Annotated in this window: 13 protein-coding genes; 8 read left to right on the forward strand and 5 right to left on the reverse strand. The window is 70.1% G+C overall.

The window, feature by feature from the left end; all coding sequences use genetic code 11:
• The first annotated feature begins 28 nt into the window (after positions 1-28).
• The 3 genes from ACZ5NH_RS08700 to ACZ5NH_RS08710 all read left to right on the forward strand — a co-directional run bounded on the left by ACZ5NH_RS08700 (position 29) and on the right by ACZ5NH_RS08710 (position 3,612).
• Positions 29-1,288, forward strand: a complete 1,260-nt coding sequence (locus ACZ5NH_RS08700) for a sensor histidine kinase (RefSeq protein WP_468773661.1) — start codon at positions 29-31, stop codon at positions 1,286-1,288.
• The gene (locus ACZ5NH_RS08705; protein ID WP_388621663.1) at positions 1,273-1,926 is read left to right on the forward strand and encodes a response regulator transcription factor; all 654 of its coding nucleotides are present in this window, start codon (positions 1,273-1,275) and stop codon (positions 1,924-1,926) included. The genes ACZ5NH_RS08700 and ACZ5NH_RS08705 overlap by 16 nt, the downstream gene beginning before the upstream one ends.
• Positions 1,927-2,064: 138 nt before the next feature.
• Positions 2,065-3,612: a DUF1996 domain-containing protein gene (locus ACZ5NH_RS08710; protein ID WP_468773663.1), complete on the forward strand. Its 1,548-nt coding sequence runs from the start codon at positions 2,065-2,067 to the stop codon at positions 3,610-3,612.
• 90 nt (positions 3,613-3,702) lie between these two features.
• On the opposite strand, the gene ACZ5NH_RS08715 is transcribed toward ACZ5NH_RS08710, so the two are convergent.
• Positions 3,703-4,104, reverse strand: coding sequence for a hypothetical protein (locus ACZ5NH_RS08715; RefSeq protein WP_388621667.1), 402 nt, complete (start codon positions 4,102-4,104; stop codon positions 3,703-3,705).
• A 130-nt stretch (positions 4,105-4,234) separates the two neighbouring features.
• On the opposite strand from ACZ5NH_RS08715, the gene ACZ5NH_RS08720 reads away from it, so the two are divergent.
• From ACZ5NH_RS08720 to ACZ5NH_RS08735, 4 genes are all read left to right on the forward strand, one after another.
• A complete protein-coding gene (locus tag ACZ5NH_RS08720; protein WP_468773665.1) occupies positions 4,235-6,151 on the forward strand; it encodes a hypothetical protein in 1,917 nt (638 codons plus the stop codon).
• A 79-nt stretch (positions 6,152-6,230) separates the two neighbouring features.
• Complete coding sequence (locus tag ACZ5NH_RS08725) at positions 6,231-7,109, forward strand: metal-dependent hydrolase (protein ID WP_388621671.1); 879 nt, start codon at positions 6,231-6,233, stop codon at positions 7,107-7,109.
• Positions 7,109-8,131: a PDR/VanB family oxidoreductase gene (locus tag ACZ5NH_RS08730; RefSeq protein ID WP_468773668.1), complete on the forward strand. Its 1,023-nt coding sequence runs from the start codon at positions 7,109-7,111 to the stop codon at positions 8,129-8,131. The genes ACZ5NH_RS08725 and ACZ5NH_RS08730 overlap by 1 nt, the downstream gene beginning before the upstream one ends.
• Positions 8,132-8,167: 36 nt before the next feature.
• Entirely contained in the window at positions 8,168-8,857 is a 690-nt protein-coding gene (locus tag ACZ5NH_RS08735) for a TetR/AcrR family transcriptional regulator (RefSeq protein ID WP_388621675.1), read from the forward strand.
• A 4-nt stretch (positions 8,858-8,861) separates the two neighbouring features.
• On the opposite strand, the gene ACZ5NH_RS08740 is transcribed toward ACZ5NH_RS08735, so the two are convergent.
• Both ACZ5NH_RS08740 and pulA read right to left on the reverse strand, forming a co-directional pair.
• The gene (locus ACZ5NH_RS08740) at positions 8,862-9,224 is read right to left on the reverse strand and encodes a 5-carboxymethyl-2-hydroxymuconate Delta-isomerase (protein WP_388621677.1); all 363 of its coding nucleotides are present in this window, start codon (positions 9,222-9,224) and stop codon (positions 8,862-8,864) included.
• Positions 9,225-9,256: 32 nt separating this feature from the next.
• Complete coding sequence (gene pulA / locus ACZ5NH_RS08745; RefSeq protein ID WP_468773670.1) at positions 9,257-14,629, reverse strand: pullulanase-type alpha-1,6-glucosidase; 5,373 nt, start codon at positions 14,627-14,629, stop codon at positions 9,257-9,259.
• A 197-nt stretch (positions 14,630-14,826) separates the two neighbouring features.
• On the opposite strand from pulA, the gene ACZ5NH_RS08750 reads away from it, so the two are divergent.
• Positions 14,827-16,896 (forward strand): carbohydrate-binding module family 20 domain-containing protein, encoded by a 2,070-nt coding sequence (locus ACZ5NH_RS08750; protein WP_468773672.1) that lies wholly within the window; start codon positions 14,827-14,829, stop codon positions 16,894-16,896.
• A gap of 10 nt (positions 16,897-16,906) precedes the next feature.
• Here the strand turns inward: ACZ5NH_RS08750 and ACZ5NH_RS08755 are convergent, their stop codons facing one another.
• Positions 16,907-18,283, reverse strand: a complete 1,377-nt coding sequence (locus ACZ5NH_RS08755) for an alpha-amylase (RefSeq protein WP_468774225.1) — start codon at positions 18,281-18,283, stop codon at positions 16,907-16,909.
• Between the two features lie 184 nt (positions 18,284-18,467).
• Positions 18,468-20,153 carry a glycoside hydrolase family 13 protein gene (locus tag ACZ5NH_RS08760; RefSeq protein ID WP_468773674.1) on the reverse strand — a complete coding sequence of 562 codons (1,686 nt, stop codon included), beginning with the start codon at positions 20,151-20,153 and terminating at the stop codon, positions 18,468-18,470.
• Positions 20,154-20,261: the final 108 nt, after the last annotated feature.

A 20,261-nucleotide genomic window follows, 5' to 3' on the forward strand; every position in this document is an offset into this window, starting at 1 on the left:
CCACCCCGGGGTCGGCGAGACTTGCCGCATGAGCAGCGAAGACAAGAGCGGCCGCAGCCGAGAGGCCCTGCTGGCCGCCGTGCGCGGGCTGGTGCTGGCGGTGACCGTGCTGCCTTTCGGCATAGTGTTCCTGGTGCTGATCCCGCTGTCCCTCGCCTTCATCCCCCTCGGCGTCGGACTCGTGACGACTCCGGCCGTGCTGACGGGCGTTCGCGCGCTGGCGGACGTGCGCCGCAGGCTGGCGGGCGAGTGGTGCGGCGTGCGGGTCCGGGCGGCGTACCGGCCGATCCCCCGCGGCACCAACCCGTGGACCCGCACCTTCACCATGCTGGGCGACCCCCAGACCTGGCGGGACGTGCGCTGGCTACCGGTGGACGTCACGGCCGGTTTCGTCACCGCACTGCTCCCGGCCGTGCTGCTGTTCTTCCCCGTCGAGGGGCTGATGCTGCCCTTCGGACTGTGGCGGCCGTACACGCACGGCGGCACCTACTGGTACGCGTTCGTCCCGGTCACCGGAGAAGTGAGCGCCATCGGCGCGGCTGTCCTCGCCCTCGTCCTCCTAGGCGTCGCCCGGCGCTACACCCCGGCCCTGCTGACCGTCCATTTCCGGCTCACCCGGGCCGTCCTCGGCCCGGCCGACGGTGAACTCGCCGAGCGCGTCCGGGTGTTGACCGAGACCCGGCGGGACGCGGTGGACACCTCGGCCGCCGAGCTGCGGCGCATCGAGCGCGATCTGCACGACGGGGCGCAGGCCCGGCTGGTCGCCATGGGCATGGACCTCGGCACCATCGAGTTGCTGGTGGAGCGGGACCCGGCCCAGGCGAAGCGGCTGCTCGCCCAGGCCCGCCAGAACTCCGCCGAGGCCCTGGAGGAACTGCGCGACCTGGTGCGCGGCATCCACCCGCCGGTCCTCGCCGAACGCGGGCTCGGCGACGCCGTACGGGCGCTGGCGCTGCGGCTGCCGCTGCCGGCCGAGGTGACCGTGGAGCTGCCCGGCCGGGCGGACGCGCCGGTGGAGTCGGCGGCCTACTTCGCGGTGAGCGAGGTGCTCACCAACGCCGCCAAGCACTCCGGCGCCGACCGGGTCTGGGTCGACGTGCACCATGCCGAGGGCCGGCTGCGGATCACGGTCACCGACAACGGCAGGGGCGGCGCGGCGGTCGGCGCCGGGTCGGGGCTCGCCGGGGTCGAACGCCGGCTCGGTACATTCGACGGCGTCCTGGCCGTCAGCAGCCCCGTCGGCGGCCCCACCCTGGTGACCATGGAGGTCCCGTGCGCGTTGTCCTAGCCGAAGACCTCTTCCTGCTGCGCGACGGACTGGTGCGCATGCTGGAGGCGTTCGGCTTCGAGATCGCGGCCGCCGTCGAGTCCGGCCCCGAACTCTCCCGGGCGCTGGCCGAGTCGGAGCCGGACGTGGCCGTGGTGGACGTACGGCTGCCGCCCACGCACACCGACGAGGGCCTGCAGTGCGCGCTCGCGGCCCGCAAGGCGCGGCCCGGGCTGCCGGTGCTGGTCCTGTCCCAGCACGTGGAGCAGCTGTACGCGCGCGAGCTGCTCGCGGACGGCAACGGCGGGATCGGGTATCTGCTGAAGGACCGGGTGTTCGACGCCGAGCAGTTCGTGGACGCCGTACGACGGGTCGCGGCCGGCGGTACGGCGATGGACCCGCAGGTGATCCAGCAGCTGCTGTCCCGCCGGGCGGGCGGCGACCGACCGCTCTCGGGTCTCACCCCGCGCGAGCTGGAGGTGCTGGAGCTGATGGCGCAGGGCCGGTCGAACGCGGGCATCGCGGCCCAGCTGGTGGTGACCGAACGCGCCATCGCCAAGCACACCTCCAACATCTTCACCAAGCTGGGCCTGGAGGTGTCGGACGACGACAACCGGCGGGTGCTGGCGGTCCTCGCCTATCTGGACCGGGACCGCTGACCCGCCAACTCCCCTGTTTCTGCGAAGAATTTGTGAGACGGGTGAACACCTCTGGGGCGGCGTCCGTATGGAAGGGCGCCGCTTCACTCCTGTCGGGCGCGCCCCGATGCTGCCCCGCAAGGAAGTCAGAGGAGTTCCATGGGACGCAACACACGAAAACGCCGTACGCCGCTGGCCGCCAAGGCCATAGCCGCATCGGCGGCCCTAGCGCTCGGTGGGGGCGGGCTGATCTGGGCGAACTTCTACGCCTCTGCGCACGAGTCGAACAACCAGACATGGGGAGGCAACCAGACGAAGGCCGCGACGGCGCAGGTCGCGACCATCTCCTGCCCGGACGTCCAGCAGAAGCTGACCAACGTGCCGAACACGGCACGCCAGGGCGTGGCGACGGAGCTGGCCAACCTGGACAAGCAGATCACCGAGGCCTACACCCGGCTCGCGTCCACGCGGGACGCTCAGGCCAAGGATCCGAGCTTCGTGCAGAACGCGATCGTCGGTCCGCTCAAGGAGAAGCGGGCGGCGACGATCGACCGGATCCGGATCGACATCCAGCGGGTCGGCGGTTCCTTCGACAACGCGATCCAGCAGCTCGCCGCCTGTACGACGCAGACCGCCAACCAGACCACCGCCGGGGGGAACGGCGGTGGCCAGCAGCAGAACGGTGGCGGCCAGCAACAGAACAACGGCGGTCAGCAGCAAGGCGGCCAGCAGGGCGGTCAGCAACAGGGCGGTCAGCAGCAGGCCAACAACGGTGGTCAGGGCGGTGACGGACCCTCCGCGGCGGACTTCGTGGACATCACCAAGGTCGCGCCGAACGTCCAGGGCAAGCCGAACCAGACCCCCAACGCCTCGACGGGCACGTTCACCACCCGCTGCGGTGTGAACGCGAACCAGAACCACAACAGCGACAACGTGATCGTCGCGCCCGGCGTGACCAACGGCGCCCACCACGTCCACGACTACGTCGGCAACCAGAAGGTCAACGCCTTCGCCAGCAACAACACGTTCCTGCAGGGCGGCACCAGCTGCCAGAACCGGAACGACCTGTCGGCGTACTACTGGCCGGTCATCCGCGAGCAGGACGGCACCCAGGAGAAGGATGCCAACGCGGACGGCGGCGGCAAGGACCTCAACGTCGGCAAGATCCTGGTCGCCCAGCAGGCCCAGATCAAGTACGTGGGCAGCCCGGCGAGCAAGGTCGTCGCGATGCCGCAGTTCCTGCGGATCATCACCGGTGACGCCAAGGCCTTCGTCAACGGCCCGGCCAACGCCAACGCGCACTGGAGCTGCACCGGCTTCGAGAACAGGGTTCAGCTGACGGACAAGTACCCGATCTGCCCGGCGGGCAGCAAGGTGGTGCGCTCGTTCGCCTTCCAGAGCTGCTGGGACGGCCAGAACATCGACAGTGCCAACCACCGCACGCACGTGGCCTTCGCCGATCCCGGGAGCGGTGTCTGCCCGAACGGCTTCAAGGCGATCCCGCAGCTGACGATGCGCCTGGTGTACAACGTGCCGCAGCCCGTCATCCAGGCGGACGGCACGGTGAAGAACGCCTACGCGGTCGACGGCTTCCCGGAGGAGCTGCACAAGGCGATCACCGATCACGACGACTTCATCAGCGTCACGACCGGTGGCCTGGCGAACCGGATCGCCAACTGCATCAACAGCGGGCGGAACTGCGCCTGACCGCCTGACACGGGCCACAGAGCGAGGCCGGTGACGGATCCCCCTCCCGTCACCGGCCTTTCCCGCGCGCGCCCGCTTCGACGGAACGTCTCAGCCGCCGTGCCCGGCGTGGGCCGCATGGTTCGTGCCCATCTCCACGTCCCCGCCGAGGGTGCCGCGCAGCGCCTTGACGACGCCGTCGTCACCGACGGCCACCCACTTGCGGCCGACGAGGTAGTAACCGCCGTAGTCCTTCGCGTCGTTGATCCACTCGCGCTGGCCGCGGTCGGTGGCGAAGGTGGCGAAGACGAACCTGCCGTCGTGGTTCTTGCAGATGGCCTGACGGACCTCGTCGGAGTCGATCTGCATGTTCGGTGTGCACTTCACCTCGGCGGCCAGGCTCTCCAGGCTGCCGGTCGCGGTGGGCGGGACCGCCTTGGTGTCCCCGCCCGAACCGCAGCCCGCCAGCGCCAGTACGGCCACGGCGGCCGGCAGCAGTCGTGTCACCTTCATCTGTTCCTCCGGTCCAGTGGGCCAAGCATGCCTCAGCTCCTTCGGATACGGCTCCGGGCCGCAGTGCGCTCAAATCCGGGGATCACCCATCCGGTGGTGACCAACCGACTGCCGGCTCGTTCTCCATGACGTGCAGTCACAGGATGTAGCCCCGCGTCACGCACTCACCTCCAAGAACTCCGGACCGGTCGATGTCGAGCAGGCCGAGGCCGCGCTCGTCGAGCACTATCCACGGCTGGTCCGGATCGCCTACCTGGTGCTGCCGTCGAGCGTCGGCCGCAGCCGCCGGGTGCTGACCGCGCACGCGCTCGTCCAGCGCGCCCTGCCCAGAGGCCGGGGGCAGCGGTCCGCGATCCCGGCCCAGGCCTCCGGGGGCGCGGGCGACCCCGGGTACGCCTTCCTGCGTGAGCGCGTCCTGCGTACGGCCCTGGAGGCGGCCCGGCCCCGCAAGGGCCTGCCCCGGCTCTCCCAGCTGCCGCCGCTGCTGCCCCAGGTGTGGGGCCTGAGGCTGTTCCCGCGCTCGGGCGGCGCCGATGAACTCGCCCTGGACCAGCGGCTGTCCGCCCTGTCCGGCCCGGCCCGCGCCGCGTATGTGCTGCGCGGTCTGGAGAAGCTGTCCGACGCCGAGATCCGGGGGCTGCTCACGGCGGCCGGGGTGGACGACGCGGGCGGCGCGCTGGCCTCGGCGAACGGCGTGCCCACGCAGCCCGTGCTGCTCTCCTCCGCCGAGTTCGACCCCTGTCTGCTCCAGGCCCGGCCCACCGATCTGATGCGCCGCCGCCAGCACACCAAGGCCGCCCTCGCCGCCACCGCGGCGCTCGCGGTGTGCGGGGCGCTGCTCGCCCTGCCGGGTGACGGCTGGGGCCCGGACGGCGCCGCCGCGCCGGTCTACGCCGAGAACCCCTCCGCCGAGGCCGCCCTCGACCCCGCCCGGCTGATCCGGGTCTCCCCCGTCGACTGGGAGTCCGCCGCCCGCACCGACTTCTCGGTGTGGCCCGCGCGCGGACCGCTCACCGGCGACACGGCCCTGCTGCGCCGCGCCCTCGCGGTATGGGCCCGCCCCGGCGCGACGGTCCGGGTCTCGGCGACCCCCGGCACCCAGACCGGCGGCCCGGCCGGCCCGCCCCAGCTGCTGTACGCGGGCCAGGTCGACAACGCGCGCGTGGTGCTGCTCTACGACGGTCTGCGCATCGCCCGCTACGCCGAGCCGGTCGACGGCACCCAGGGCGCGGCCCTCGACCTCGCCCGGGTCGACGGCGCGACCGGCGCCGAGGCGAACGCGCTGGTGCTGGGCCGCTCCGACGGCAACGTCCGCTATCTGACCGCGCCCTGGGTGAAGAAGGCGGCCTCGCGGGACCTGACGAAGCCGGACGCGGCCGCGACCCCGTTGACCCTCACCGACGGGATCACCGGGCCGCTGGGCAGCCCGGCGCTGCGGCCCGGCAGCTGCACCTCCTGGACCGTGCTCCAGCTGACCGACGCGTCGGGCACCGAACTCACCACCGACCTGGGAGAGTTGGTTCCGGCTCGGCTGACCGCCGGGCGGCCGGGATCGGCGGGCGCGGCGTCCGGCCGGGCCGGGCTGACGGCCTGGGCGCCGTTCGCCTGCTCGCTTCAGGCGGAGCGCTCCGCCGGGGTGCGCAGCGTCAACGCCTGGGCGTTCGCCGACCAGCCGCTGCCCGACGGCAGCGGGGCCGCCGGGTGGGTGTGCACCAGGGCCGAGACCTGGCGCGGCGACGGTACGGCCGCGCTGGCCCAGTTCCGCACGCCGGGCGCGGCGGTGGGGGCGGCGGTCGCCAAGGGCACGGACGCGCGGGCCTGCGGGCCGCGCGATCCCCATGTGCTGGCCGGGGTGCTGTGGAAGTCCGCGGCCGGGCACTGGTACCTGCTGGCGGCGGGCGACAAGGACACGGCGTCCATCCAGGCGGGCGGCGGAGTCACCGCGGCCGGGCAGGGACAGTTCCTGGTCGCCCGGGCCGCGAAGGGGGCTCAGGCCTCACTGAAGGGCACGCTGGTGGACGGGACCGAGGTCAGCGGGTTGCGGTAGAGGCCCTTTGCTGACAGCGGCGTAAATAAGGCTTGCCCGAGGGGTTCTCAGGGCGCCTACCCGTCAGTACATTGACGCCATGTCCAACACGCAGGCCCGGGTGCCGCTCAAGGCACGCAAGGTGTCCTTCTCCTGGGACGGCACGCCGTTGCACTGGGTGCCGGAGGATCCCTTCACCACGCACACCATCAACGTGCTGCACCTGCTGCTGCCCGCCGGTGAGCGGTGGTTCGTGCACGTGTACAAGCAGGTGCTGCCGTACATCCGCGACGAGCGGCTCCGCGAGGACGTCATCGGGTTCATCGGCCAGGAGGCCATGCACTCCCAGGCCCACGACGAGGTGCTGCCGCATCTGCGCGAGCAGGGGCTCGACCCGACGCCGTACACCGCGCAGGTCGACTGGTTCTTCGAGAAGCTGCTGGGCGACCGGACGCTGCCGCCGGGCAGGGCGCGCCGGTGGTGGCTGATGGAGCGGGTCGCGCTCATCGCGGCCATCGAGCACTACACCGCGTTCCTCGGCAACTGGGTGCTCAACGCCGAGGAGCTGGACCGGCGCGGCGCCGACCCGACCATGCTGGACCTGCTGCGCTGGCACGGCGCGGAGGAGGTCGAGCACCGCTCCGTCGCCTTCGAGCTGTTCATGCACGTCGACGGCGGCTACCGCCGGCGCGTTCGCACCTGGGCGACGGCCTTCTCGGCGCTGGTGTTCCTGTGGCAGCGTGGGGCGCGGTTCTTCATGGAGAACGACCCGACCCTCATCGACGGCAAGGCCTCCTTCAAGGACTTCTACGTCCGGGGCAGGCTGGGCCTGCTGCCCGCGACCGGGGACATGCTCAGGTCCATCCCCCGCTATCTGAGCCGCGACTACCACCCCTCGCAGGAGGGCGACACCGAGCAGGCCGTCGCCTATCTGACCGCCTCCCCGGCGGCCACGGCGGCACAGAAGAGGGCCGCCTGATGCCGAAGCTGCGTACGGTCGTGCTCGTCGCGGGCGCCGCCCTGCTGGCCCGCGGGGCCCTGCGCCGCCGGATCCAGGTCTCGCCGCTGTGGCCGATGCCCGCGCTGGAGGAGCCCACCTCGGGCCGGCCGCGCTCGCGTGCGCTGCGGCTGCTGGTGACCTCCCGCGAGACGGTGGCCGAAGGGGTCGTGCAACTCCGCCTGGAGGGGCGGGACCTGCCGCGCTGGGAGCCCGGAGCGCATCTCGACCTCGTCCTGCCGTCGGGTCTTGTCCGGCAGTACTCGTTGTGCGGGGATCCCGAGGACACCTCCTCGTACACCGTCGCGACCCGGCTGGTCGCGGACGGGCGGGGCGGCTCGCGGGAGGTGCACGAGCAGGTCACGGAGGGCATGGAACTGGAGGTGCGGGGGCCGCGGAACCGTTTTCCGCTGGTCGAGGCGGAGTCATACGTCTTCGTCGCCGGCGGGATCGGGATCACCCCGTTGCTGCCGATGCTGCGGGCACTGCCGGAGCACGCCGACTGGCGGCTGCTCTACGCGGGGCGCGACCGGGCCTCGATGCCGTTCCTGGAGGAGGTCGAGAAGCGGGGCGGTGACCGGGTGACTGTCGTGGAGGGGCGGCCGGACCTCGACGCGCTGGAGGTGGGCGAGGGGGCCGCCGTCTACTGCTGCGGTCCCGAGGGACTCATGGCGGCCGTCGCGGCACGCTTCCCGGACGTCCGTCTCGAACGGTTCGCGCCCCGTACCTCGTCCGACGGCAACACCGAGTTCCAGGTCGAACTGCGGCGCACCGGACGGACGTTGACCGTCCCCGCCGACTCCACCGTGCTCGCCGCCGTACGCGGCGAACTGCCGGACACCGCCTACTCGTGCGAGCAGGGCTTCTGCGGGACCTGCCAACAGCGGGTGCTGGAAGGGGAGATCGACCACCGGGACGAGCTGCTGACCGACGCGGAGCGCGCCGACTCGATGCTGATCTGCGTCTCGCGGGCCAACAGCGATCGTTTGGTGCTCGACATGTGATCACCTGCGGCCGAATCCGATCGGTAAGGTGTTCGCATGAGTACCGGGGTTCGCCGCAGGATGGGTGTCGAGGAGCGGCGGCAGCAGTTGATCGGCGTCGCCCTCGACCTGTTCAGCCGACGCTCGCCCGACGAGGTCTCCATCGACGAGATAGCGTCGGCCGCGGGCATCTCACGCCCGCTCGTGTATCACTACTTCCCCGGCAAACTCAGCCTGTACGAGGCGGCGTTGAAGCGCGCCGCGGAGGATCTCGCGGGCCGCTTCGGCGAGCCGCACGAGGGCCCGCTCGGCGCCCGGCTGCTGCGCGTGATGCGCCGCTACTTCGACTTCGTGGACGAGCACGGGCCCGGTTTCTCGGCGTTGATGCGCGGCGGTCCGGCGGTCGGCTCGTCGGCGACCAACGCGCTCATCGACTCCGTACGGCAGGCCGCCTACGACCAGATCCTGTCACACCTCCAGGTCCCGGAGGCGCCCCCGCGGCTGGAGCTGGTCGTCCGCTCCTGGATCTCGCTCGCCGAGTCGACCGCCCTGATCTGGCTGGACGGCCGGCGCATCCCGCGCGCAGAGCTGGAGCTCCAGCTCGTGCACGACTTCGCCGCACTGGCCGCCGTCAGCGCCGCCTACGACGAGGAGATGGCGGCCCTGCTGAAGACCATGGTCAAGGACGAGCCGGCCGACGGCCCCTTCGCGGAGCTGGTCGGCCGGCTCATCGCCCTCGGCGCCTAGACCGTCACCGGTCGAACTTCCGGTAGGACGGGTCGAGGTCGCGGACCTCGGCGGAGGCGTGCAGGGCGATGCCCGCGTCCGCCACATGCTTCCGGAGCAGCTCCAGGGCCGTGTCCGTCAGCTTCGCCTTCGTCTCGTCGCTGCGGCCGGCGAGAAGCCCGATCGTCACGTGCACGATGGCGTGCCCGCGCGCCCCGGGGTCCTCGTAGCCGTACACCGTGTACGCGCTCGGCCGGAACTGCGTCTTGCAGGCCTCCGGCTTCGCCGCCGCGATCTCCACGGTCGCCTCGTGCAGCGCCCGGGCGAAGCCCTCGCGGTCGAAGGCGTTCTCCGCGATGTCCGAGTAGTCGATGGTGATCTGCGGCATGCGCACTCCTGTTCTACGGCGTCAGCCCGACCCTACTTCCCCGCCCGGGTGAACACCGCCACCGTCCGCGCCGGGACGCTGAACGTGCCCGACCCGGCCGCGTAGGCGGAGGTCTTCACCACCGGGTCGGCGCCGGAGGCCTGCGCCGGGTGCAGCTTGTACCGCGTCCCGGCCAGGTCGCCGATCCGCTGCTCCTGCCGCTCCGGGGTGGCGTTGAAGACGACGACCAGGTCACCGAGCCTCATCGTGATCACGCCCGGTGTCTCGTCCTTGCCGGACAGCGGGAAGGACAGCTGGTCCTGCACCTGTGCGGCCGTACCGAGCGAGAACGCCTTCTCGGTCGTGCGGATCCTCAGCAGGTCCTGGTAGGCGGCGGAGGCGCCGTCGATCTGCGGGCAGCCGACCCGCACGCCGGTCAGCAGCGGGCGGGCGTAGTCCCACTTGGACTGGTTGTCGGCCGCCATGGGCAGCCCGCGGCCGAAGCCGTTGCCGTCGGCGCAGTTCCAGTGGATGGCGTTGAACCAGTCCCCGCTGTCGAAGGAGTTGCGGTCCAGCGACTTCGAGCGCAGCAGGTCGGTGCCCGCCTGGGACAGGGCCGGCCCCTGCGACAGGGCGGCCGTGGCCATCGCCAGGACCTGCATCCGGGCCCGGTCGGACGCGGAGGTGCCCTTCGGGAGCTTGTAGGTCAGGGCGTCGAAGAGGGACTCGTTGTCGTGCGCGTCCACATAGGCGAGGGCGTCGCCGGGTGCGTCCGCGTAGCCGGCGGGCGAGCCGTTGTAGTCGATCTCCGCTCCCGTGACCTCCTTGCCGTCGGTGTCCGTGAAGTGGTATTTCGCGAGGTTTCCGGACAGCCCGACCTTGATCAGGTCCTGGTAGTGCAGCAGGCGCGCCTTCTGCTCCTCCTTCGAGCCGTTGGCGGTGGCGGAGTTGGGGTCGGTGTACAGCCCGGACGCGAAGCCCTGGATGCCGGGGTCGGAGTCGAAGGGGCTGCCGCCGCGCACCGCGTCACGGGCGCGGTCGGAGAAGGTGGCGATGCCGGTGCCGGCCATGTTCGCCTGCGTGGCCTGCACGAAGCGGGCGTCGTTCGCGACCTCGCCGAAGTTCCAGCCCTCGCCGTACAGGATGATCTTCTTGCCGTCGACGCCGTCCTTCTCCAGGGTCAGGGCGTCGAGGGCCTTGCGGACCGCGAGGATGTTGGCCTTGGGGTGGTGGCCCATGAGGTCGAAGCGGAACCCGTCGACCTTGTACTCCTTGGCCCAGGTGACGATCGAGTCCACGACCAGCTTGCCCATCATCGCGTTCTCGGGTGCGGTGTTGGCGCAGCAGGTGCTGTTGGCCACCGATCCATCGGCCAGGAGCCGCTGGTAGTAGCCCGGCACGATCTTGTCGAGGACGGAGGTGTCCGCCTGGCCGCTGGCCGCCGTGTGGTTGTAGACGACGTCCATGACGACCCGCAGGCCGTCCTGGTTGAGCGCCTGGACCATCCTGCGGAACTGGACCGTTCGGGCGGTGCCGTCCGGGTCGGTGGCGTACGAGCCCTCGGGGACCGTGTAGTGGTACGGGTCGTAGCCCCAGTTGTAGGCGTCCTTCGCGGCGGTCTTCGCCACGCACGCCTGCTGCTGGTCGGAGTCGGCCGCGTAGGAGGTCAGATCGCAGTCGGGACTCGCCTGGTCGGCCTTCTTCTCGGGGACCGTGGCGAAGTCGAACGCGGGCAGCAGATGCACGTACGACGTGCCCGCCCTGGCCAGCTCCCTCAGGTGCCTGGAGCCGTCGCTGTTCTTGTCGGTGAAGGCCAGGTAGGTGCCCTGGTCCGTCGCCGGGACGGTCTTGTCGGCGACCGAGAAGTCCCGGATGTGCAGCTCCTGGATCTGCGCGTCCTTCAGCGGTACGGCCTTGGGCTTGTGCAGGGCCGACCAGCCGCTCGGGGCGAGGGCCCTGTCGTTCAGGTCGACGACGAGGCTGCGCTCGGAGTTCGCGGTGAGGGCGACCGAGTAGGGGTCGGTGACCTTGTTGGTGACCATCTTGCGGACGCTGGGCGCCCAGACCTTCACGACGTACCGGTAGGGCTTGCCCTTCCAGGACGCCGGGCCGGTGACGGACCAGACGCCGGTGGTGTCGTCGCGGTGCATGGCGTGGTCGGAGCCGTCCAGCTCCAGTGACACGCTCTGCGCGGTCGGCGCCCACACCGAGAGCGTGGGCTTTCCGTTGTGGAAGACCGGCCCGAGCGCGGCCTTGGTCGCGCCGGGGTAGAGGTCGTCCAGCGCCCCCGCGATCTGCACGCCGGTCGCGGCCAGGACGGCACCGTTGGCGGCGCGCTGCGAGGCGACGAGCTGGCCCTTCAGCGCCTCGCGCACCCGGTCCCGGTCACGTGGGTCGACGGACCAGGCGGTGTAGTCCTTCAGGTGCGGGAACTTCGCCTTCTGGGCGTCGGTCAGCGTGGTCTTCTCCAGCCGGATCCAGCGCTCGTCGTCGCTGGTCAGCGCCCCGTCCTTGACCGCGATCGAGCCGTCCGGGGAGTACAGCAGCTGGGTGGAGGCGGCGCCGTCCGCGCCGTTCCAGGCGACGGTGTCCCGGTCGATCCAGATCGCCTTGGAGGTGCTCAGGTCGAGGGCGGCCGAGCTGCCCGCCGGCTGCGGCAGCAGGTATTTCTCCTGGCCGTTCAACAGCCACACCTCGTGGCCGTTGGCCTTGAGATCGAGGGACTGGTCCGCCGCCAGGTCCTTCTCGTCGCCCTTGTGGATGATGTAGCTGAGGCTGGTGGCACCCGCGGTGAGCGACACCTCGAAGACCGCGCCATAGGCATCAGTCTTCACCGGCTTCAGCGGGTTCGACCAGTCGGTGGGGTTCGCGGCACCCGTCCAGACGTGCAGGCCCCAGCCGTCGTAGTTGCCGTCCGCCCGGTGGTAGTGGATGACCGCCTTGGTCGTGTCCTGCGCCGGATAGTCGGGCTTCTGCGTCAGTACGTCCGGCTTCCCCTGCTCGACCCAGACCTCACCCGTCCTGGTGACGTCGATGCTCCGGTCGGCGGAGACGTCCTTGTTGCCGTTCTTGTCGATGACCAGGAAGCCGACGTTGGAGGCGCCCGGCTTGAGCTTGACCCAGGCGAAGGCGCCGTAGGCGTCCCGGCCGGTGAACGGGTGGCTGGCGGGCCAGTTGGTGGCCTCGCCGTCGGCGATGTCGCCCCAGGCGTACAGGCCCCAGTTGTCGTAGTCGCCGTCGGTGCGCTTGTAGTGGACGATCACGTAGTCGCGGGCGGAGGCCGTGGGGACCTCGGGCGCGGGCGGGGTGCCGGAGGTGCTGCTCGCCGTGGTGCTCGCGGTGTGCCCGGCCGAGTCGACCACGACGGCCTTGTAGCGCAGCGCGGTCCCGGCCGGCACGTCCTTGCCGAGGGTCTGGGTGACCTTGTAGGGGGCGTGGTCGGCGGAGCCCAGCACCTGCCACTTGGCGTTTCCGACCTGGGCGGCGAAGACGACCCGGTTGAGCTGACCGCCGTCGACATCGGCGCCGATCTCCACGGTGCCGGTGGCTCCGGCGGCCGGCGCCTTCAGGCTGATCGTCGGTGCGGCGGCGGGCTTGGCGAGGGTGCCGGTGGCCTTGTAGACGACGGCGGACTCGGCCGGGACGGTGACGGTGACCCTGCGGTCGCCGTCGGACGTCACGGAGTCGGTGGCACCGTGGATGCCCCGGTACGCCATGCCGGCGGAGCCGGTCGCGAAGGTCGCCGTCCGCGCCGAGTCGGCGTTGTTGAGGGCGACGACGTACTCCTGCCCGGTCTTCGCGTCCGTACGGGTGAACGCGTAGACGCCGGCGCCGTCGGCCGCGTAGCGCTGGGTCTGGACCCCGTCGGTCAGGACCGGGTTGGCCTCGCGGAGCTTCGAGAGGTCGGCGATCTGCCGGTACAGCGGCGCGCCGGTGTCGTACGAGTCGCTGGCGTGGGTGCGGTCGGTGCCGATCTCGTCGTCGTCGAGGTAGTCGGCGACCTTGGAGGCGAACATGGTCTGGCGGGCGTCCTTGTCGCCGCCGGAACCGGTGAAGCCCTGCTCGTCGCCGTAGTAGACGACCGGGTTGCCGCGGCTGAGGAACATCAGCTCGTTGGCCAGCTCGTCCTTCTTCAGGATCTCGGCGTCGGTGGCCTTCGGGTCGTCCTGCTTGAGGAAGTACCCGATGCGGCCCATGTCGTGGTTGCCGAGGAAGGTGACCTGCTCGTACGCGTTGGCCTTGTCGGTCGTGTACTTGTAGTCGTCGCCGAAGACGCCCGCCAGCTTCTGGGCGCTCGCGCCCTGGGAGGCGTAGGCGCGGGCGGCGTCCTGGAACGGGAAGTCGAGGGTGGCGTCGAGGCGGCCCTGGGTGACGTACGGGGAGGTGATGGAGGTGTCGGCGGAGTAGACCTCGCCGAACATGAAGAAGTTCCTCCGTCCGTGCGCCGCGGCGTACTTGTCGAGCGCGGTCGCCCACTGGGTCCAGAACGGCATGTCGACGTGCTTGACGGTGTCGATCCGGAAGCCGTCGACGGCGAAGTCCTTCACCCACCGCTCGTAGATCGTCTCCATGCCGTGGACGACCTCGGGACGCTCGGTCCACAGGTCGTCCAGGCCGGAGAAGTCGCCGTAGGTGGTGGACTCGCCGGCGTACGTCGAGTCGCCCCGGTTGTGGTACATCGTCGGGTCGTTGAGCCAGGCCGGGACCTTGGACCGGCTGGTGACCTTCGGGGTGTACGGGAAGGAGGCGCTGGAGACGGCCGGGAACCTCCTGGTGCCGTCCGCGTAGTCGGCGTCGTCGAAGGGGCGGCCGTCCTTGGTGAGGTACGGGAAGGCGCCCTTGGAGAGGTAGTCGTAGGACTTCTCCTGGTAGTCCACGACGTCGGCGGTGTGGTTGGTGATGACGTCGAAGAAGACCTTCATGCCCTTGGCGTGCGCCTTGGAGATGAGGGTCTTGAGGTCCTTGTTGGTGCCGAAGTGCGGGTCGACCTGGGTGAAGTCGGTGATCCAGTAGCCGTGGTAGCCGGCGGAGGCGTTGCCGCCGGTGCCCTGCACGGGGCGGTTCTTGAAGATGGGGGCCATCCAGATGGCGGTGGTGCCGAGGCCCTTGATGTAGTCCAGCTTCCTGGTCAGGCCCTTGAGGTCGCCGCCCTGGTAGAAGCCCTTGTCGGTGGGGTCGTAACCGGTGCTGAGGCGGGAGCCGGTCAGGCCGCCCCGGTCGTTGGACGTGTCGCCGTTGGCGAAACGGTCCGGCATCACGAAGTAGAACTGCTCACGGGTGTCGTCGTGCCGGGCGGGCTGGGCGGCCAGGGCCGCGTCCGAGGGGGGCGCGGGCGGGGTGGCCGCATGGGCGGCCAGTGGCTGGATCAGTGCGGCGGCGAGGGCTGCGGCGGTGACGGCCGCGGCCCGTCTCGCTCTCGGTATCACAGGCGGTAACTCCTAGCGGATGCGGCTCTCTTGGATCCCTTGGGTCCGACCCCGCGCGACCGTATCGCCGCCGAAAGGTTTACAGCAAGAGTCTTGAAACTCATAGCAAGAAGTTTCAGCGTCAACCTTGACGTGCCTCTCTCAACTCCCTCACGCTCACGGGTTGTTGAACGCTGCCCCTTCTTTCGGAGCCGCACATGAGCAGACACCGACCCCCGGGTGTCCTCCGCCGCACCGCGACCGCCGCGGCCGCGGGCGCCCTCGCACTGGCCGGAGCCATCGCCCTTCCCTCGACGCCCGCCCAGGCCGGCACCACCGCCAAGGGCGATGTGATCGCCAACCTGTGGGAGTGGAACTGGGACTCCATCGCCTCCGAGTGCACGAACGTGCTGGGCTCGGCCGGCTACGGCGCGGTCCAGGTGGCACCGCCGGAGGAGTCCCTGAAGCAGTCGTCGTACTACTGGTGGGACGTCTACCAGCCCTACTCGTACAGCCTGAACAGCCGGTTCGGCAGCCAGGCGAAGTTCAGCGCCATGATCACGGCGTGCCACAAGGCGGGCGTGAAGGTCTACACGGACGCGGTGATCAACCACACCGCCGCCCAGACCGGCACCGGCTACAACGGCACGACGATCAGCAACAAGTACGCCACCCCCGACTGGGACCGCTCGGACTACCACGACTCCTCCGACTGCCCCACCTCCGACCTCACCATCCAGGACTACTCCAACCTCACCCAGGTCCAGAACTGCGAACTGCTCGGCCTGCCCGACCTGAGGACCGGCTCGGACACCGTGCGCACGGGCCTCGCGAACTACCTCAACTCCCAGCTGGCGCTCGGCGTGGACGGCTTCCGCGTGGACGCCGCCAAGCACATCCCCGAGGCCGACCTCGCGGCGATCGAGTCCAAGCTGACCAACACCACGTCCGGCTCGGCGCCGTACGTCTTCCAGGAGGTCTACCCGGGCGCGACCCCGCAGCCCTCCGACTACTACGCCTCCGGTGACGTCCTGGACTTCACCTACGCGAGCAAGCTGAAGTCGGCCTTCCAGGGCAATGCCAGCGACCTGGCCTCGATCGGGAGCAGCGGCATCCTGCCGGCCGCGAACTCGGTGTCCTTCGTGACGAACCACGACACCGAGCGCAACGGCCTCCATCTCTCCTACAAGGACGGCGACACCTACAAGCTCGCCAACCTCTTCGAGCTCGCCTACAAGTGGTCCACGCCCACGGTGTACGCCAGCTGGGAATGGACCCAGAGCGACCAGGCCCCGCCGAACTCCGCAGGCTTCGTCACGGACACGGACTGCTCCGGTGGCGCCTGGTACTGCCTGGACCGCGACACCGCCGTGGTCGGCATGGTGGCCTGGCACAACGCGACCGACACGGCGGCCGTCTCCGACTGGCAGACCAAGTCGTCCAGCGTGCTCGGCTTCGGCCGCAGCGGCAAGGGCTTCTTCGCGCTCAACAACGGCACCTCGCCGGCCACGTACACCTTCGCGACGGGCATGGCGGACGGTACGTACAGGAACGTCGTCGACGGTGGCGCGACGACGGTGACCGTGTCGGGCGGCAGCGCGTCGATCACCGTCCCCGCGAAGAGCGCCGTCGCCTTCTACAACTCCTCCTACACCTGCACGGTGGGCTGCGGCGACGCGGGCGGCAGGTCCGGCGACACGGTCAGCGCGACCTTCGACGAGTACGCGTCCACGACGTCCGGCACGAACGTGTACGTCGTCGGGTCCATCCCGGCCCTGGGCGGCTGGGACACCTCGAAGGCGGTCCAGCTGTCGTCCTCCGGCTACCCGGTCTGGTCGGGCGAGGTGAGCGTGCCGGTCAACACGTCCTTCACCTACAAGTTCATCAAGAAGGACAGCTCGGGCAATGTGACGTGGGAGTCGAACGCCAACAGGTCGGCGACCACGACGACGTCGGCGCTCTCGCTCAACAACTCCTGGAACGTGGCGGACGCCGACGCCACCGACGTCACCTTCAACGAGAACGCGACGACCGACTGGGGCACCAACGTCTACGTCGTCGGCTCCATCCCGTCCCTCGGCTCCTGGAACACCAGCGACGCCGTCCCCCTGTCCTCCGCCTCCTACCCGAAGTGGAGCAGGCTGGTCATCGTCCCCAAGAGCACGGCCTTCGAGTACAAGTACCTCAAGAAGGACGGCTCCGGGAACGTGACCTGGGAGTCCGGGACGAACCGCTCGTACACGACGGGCAGTTCGTCCGGCTACACGACGAACGACACCTGGAAGTAGTCGTCCGGGCTCAGCAGCTCCACTTCCCGGCGTAGAGCGCGAGCGCCGTGTTCGAGCCCAAGGTGGCGGTGAACTGCCCACTGGAGTTCACCGTCACCGTGGTGTTGTTCTGGACGTTGCAGTACGTGCCCGCGGGCAGGGAGGTCTGGTACGTCCTGGTCAGGCTGCCGGACTCGTGGTTGATGGCCACATATCCCTTGCCGCCCCGCCCGAAAGCGATCGCGTTGTTGCCGTCGTCCCACCAGTCGGAGACGGCCTGGCCGCGGGTCGCGTTGCGGAAGGCGACCATGCGGATGATCTCCGGCCAGGCGTGCTGGCACTTCCAGCCGTCCTGCCAGCAGGCGTTGACCTGCCCGTTGTTGGGCGGGCCCGCGTCCGCGTCGGACCACTCGTAGCCGGAGTTGATGTCGGGGGCGCCGTACGGCCAGGCGAGCATGAAGACGTTGGCCAGGGTGTAGTTGGCGCCGTCCTTGTAGTTCAGGGTCGAGCCGTTGCGCTCGGTGTCGTGGTTGTCGACGAAGACGCCGGCCACCGAACTGCTCAGATAGCCCCAGCCCTCGCCGAAGTTGTTCAGGTAGGCCAGCTTCTCGTTGTTGAAGACGCGCTTGAGGTCGTAGGCGTAGCGGAACTCCTGGACGTCTCCGTTGCCGGTGTACTCGGAGGGCTGGACGGCCTCGTTCGCGCCGTAGATGACCTCCTGCTTCCAGTACACGGACGGGTTCGTCAGGCGGCTCTTGATGTTGGCCAGGTCGTCCGCCGGGATGTGCTTGGCCGCGTCGATGCGGAAGCCGTCGGCGCCCAGGGAGAGCAGGTCGTTCATGTAGCCGGCGATGGTCTTGCGGACGTACTCCTCGCCGGTGTCCAGGTCGGCCAGGCCGACGAGTTCGCAGTGCTGGACGTTCCAGCGGTCCTGGTAGTTGGTGACCTGGGAGGTGCAGTCGTCGAAGTCGGGGTACGAGTACAGGCCCGGATAGTCGTACTTGCTGTACGCCGAGCCGCCGGTGCCGGTGCCGCTGCCCGCCGACATGTGGTTGACGACGGTGTCGACGACGACCTTCAGGCCGGCCGCGTGACAGGTGTCGATCATGTTCTTGAAGGCGGTCCGGTCACCGAGCCGGCCCGCGATCCTGTACGACACCGGCTGGTACGACGTCCACCACTGCGAGCCCTGTATGTGCTCGGCGGGCGGGGAAACCTGGACGTATCCGTAGCCGGCGGGGCCGAGGGTGGTGGTGCACTCGCGGGCCACCGAGGCGTAGTTCCACTCGAACATGACGGCGGTGACGTCCTTGGTGCCGGGCGGGGAGGCGTCGGCGGTGGTCGGGTTCATGCCAACCAGGGCGGCGGCCGTGAGGGCGGCCACCGCGGGGAGGGTTCTGCGTGCCATGTGTCTGCGTGCCATGTGGGGGTCCTTCGTCCTTGAAGGCTGGGGAAAGACCGCTGAAGGCGCTTGCTGCAATGTTTCAGCAAACTTGCGGTGACGCAGATGTTAAAGGCCCGCTGCCTGAAAGACAGCGGGCCGTTGTGAAGTTGATGCAAGAACTTGTCGACGGGCCGTCAGGCCGCCTGTGTCACATGGTCGTGAACCACACCGTCGTGTCGGCCGGCACCTTGGTCTCGTCGTCGGCCTCGGTCACCTCACCGCTGGCGAGGAGCACACGGCCGTACGCCGGAATCGCCACCGACTCCCCCGTGGTGTTCGCGACGCAGACGAACTCCCCGCGCCGGAAGGCCAGGACGCCCTCGGACGCCCGCAGCCACTCCACCGCGTCGCCCGCGCCCAGGTCGGGCTGCGTCCGGCGGGCGGCCAGGGCCGTGCGGTACAGCTCCAGCGTCGAGCCGGGGACGCCCGTCTGCGCCTCCACGCTCAGCTCGCCCCAGCTCGCGGGCTGCGGGAGCCAGCTGCCGCCTGCGCCGAAGCCGTACGAGGAGCCCTCGCGGGTCCACGGGATCGGCACCCGGCAGCCGTCGCGGAAGCCGTCCTGGCCGGCGCCGCGGAAGTACGCCGGGTCCTGGCGCACCTCGTCCGGCAGGTCGACGACGTCCGGCAGGCCCAGTTCCTCGCCCTGGTAGATGTACGCCGAGCCGGGCAGGGCGAGCATGAGGAGGGTGGCGGCGCGGGCCCGGCGCAGGCCCAGTCCCCTGTCCCCCGCCGTGCGGATCTGGGTGCCGAGGCCGGGCGGGTTGGCGAAGCGGGTGGCGTGCCGGGTGACATCGTGGTTGGACAGCACCCAGGTGGCGGGCGCGCCGACCGGGCGCATGGCCTCCAGCGTGCGGTCGATGACCGTACGCAGCTCCTTCGCGTCCCACTCGGTGCTCAGGTACTGGAAGTTGAAGGCCTGGTGCAGTTCGTCCGGGCGTACGTAGTTCGCGGTGCGCTCGACGGTCGGCGTCCAGGCCTCGGCGACGAAGATGCGCTCACCGGCATATTCGTCGAGGATCCGGCGCCACTGGCGGTAGATCGCGTGGACGCCGTCCTGGTCGAAGAACGGCATGACATCGTTGCCCAGCAGCTTGAGCTGGTCGTGGGAGCCGAGGTCGGGCAGGCCGTCGGCCTTGACCAGGCCGTGGGCCACGTCGATGCGGAAGCCGTCCACGCCCATGTCCAGCCAGAAGCGCAGGATGGAGCGGAACTCGTCGCCGACGGCCGGGTGTTCCCAGTTGAAGTCGGGCTGCTCGGGCGCGAAGAGGTGCAGGTACCACTCGCCCGGGGTGCCGTCCGGCTCGGTCACGCGCGTCCAGGCGGGGCCGCCGAAGATGGACTCCCAGTCGTTCGGCGGGAGTTCGCCGTTCTTCCCCTTGCCGGGGCGGAAGTAGTAGCGCTCGCGCACCGGGGAGCCGGGGCCCTCGGCGAGGGCGCGCTTGAACCACTCGTGCTGGTCGGAGGAATGGTTCGGCACGAGGTCGACGATGATCCTGAGTCCCAGATCGTGGGCGTCGCGGATCAGGGCGTCGGCGTCGAGCAGGTTGCCGAACATCGGGTCGACGGCACGGTAGTCGGCGACGTCGTAGCCCGCGTCGGCCTGCGGGGAGGCGTAGAAGGGGCTGAGCCACACGGCGTCGACGCCGAGGTCACGCAGATAGGGCAGGCGGGAGCGTACGCCTTCCAGGTCGCCCATGCCGTCGCCGTTGCTGTCGGCGAAGCTGCGCGGATAGACCTGGTAGATGACCGCGTCCCGCCACCAGTCACGGCGGCGGTCGGCGACGGCGGCCACGGCGGAGTGGTGGGCCGGTGCGGCGGGGGGCTGCTGGCTCATGGCGTCCTTGATGTGTAACGGGGTTCGGGTCATGGGCGCGTGGGTGATACGACGGCGGATGCGGTGGGCCGGGGGTGCGTGTGCGAGGCGGCCGCGGTGACAGCGGGG

It is taken from the genome of Streptomyces sp. NPDC031426, assembly GCF_055581585.1.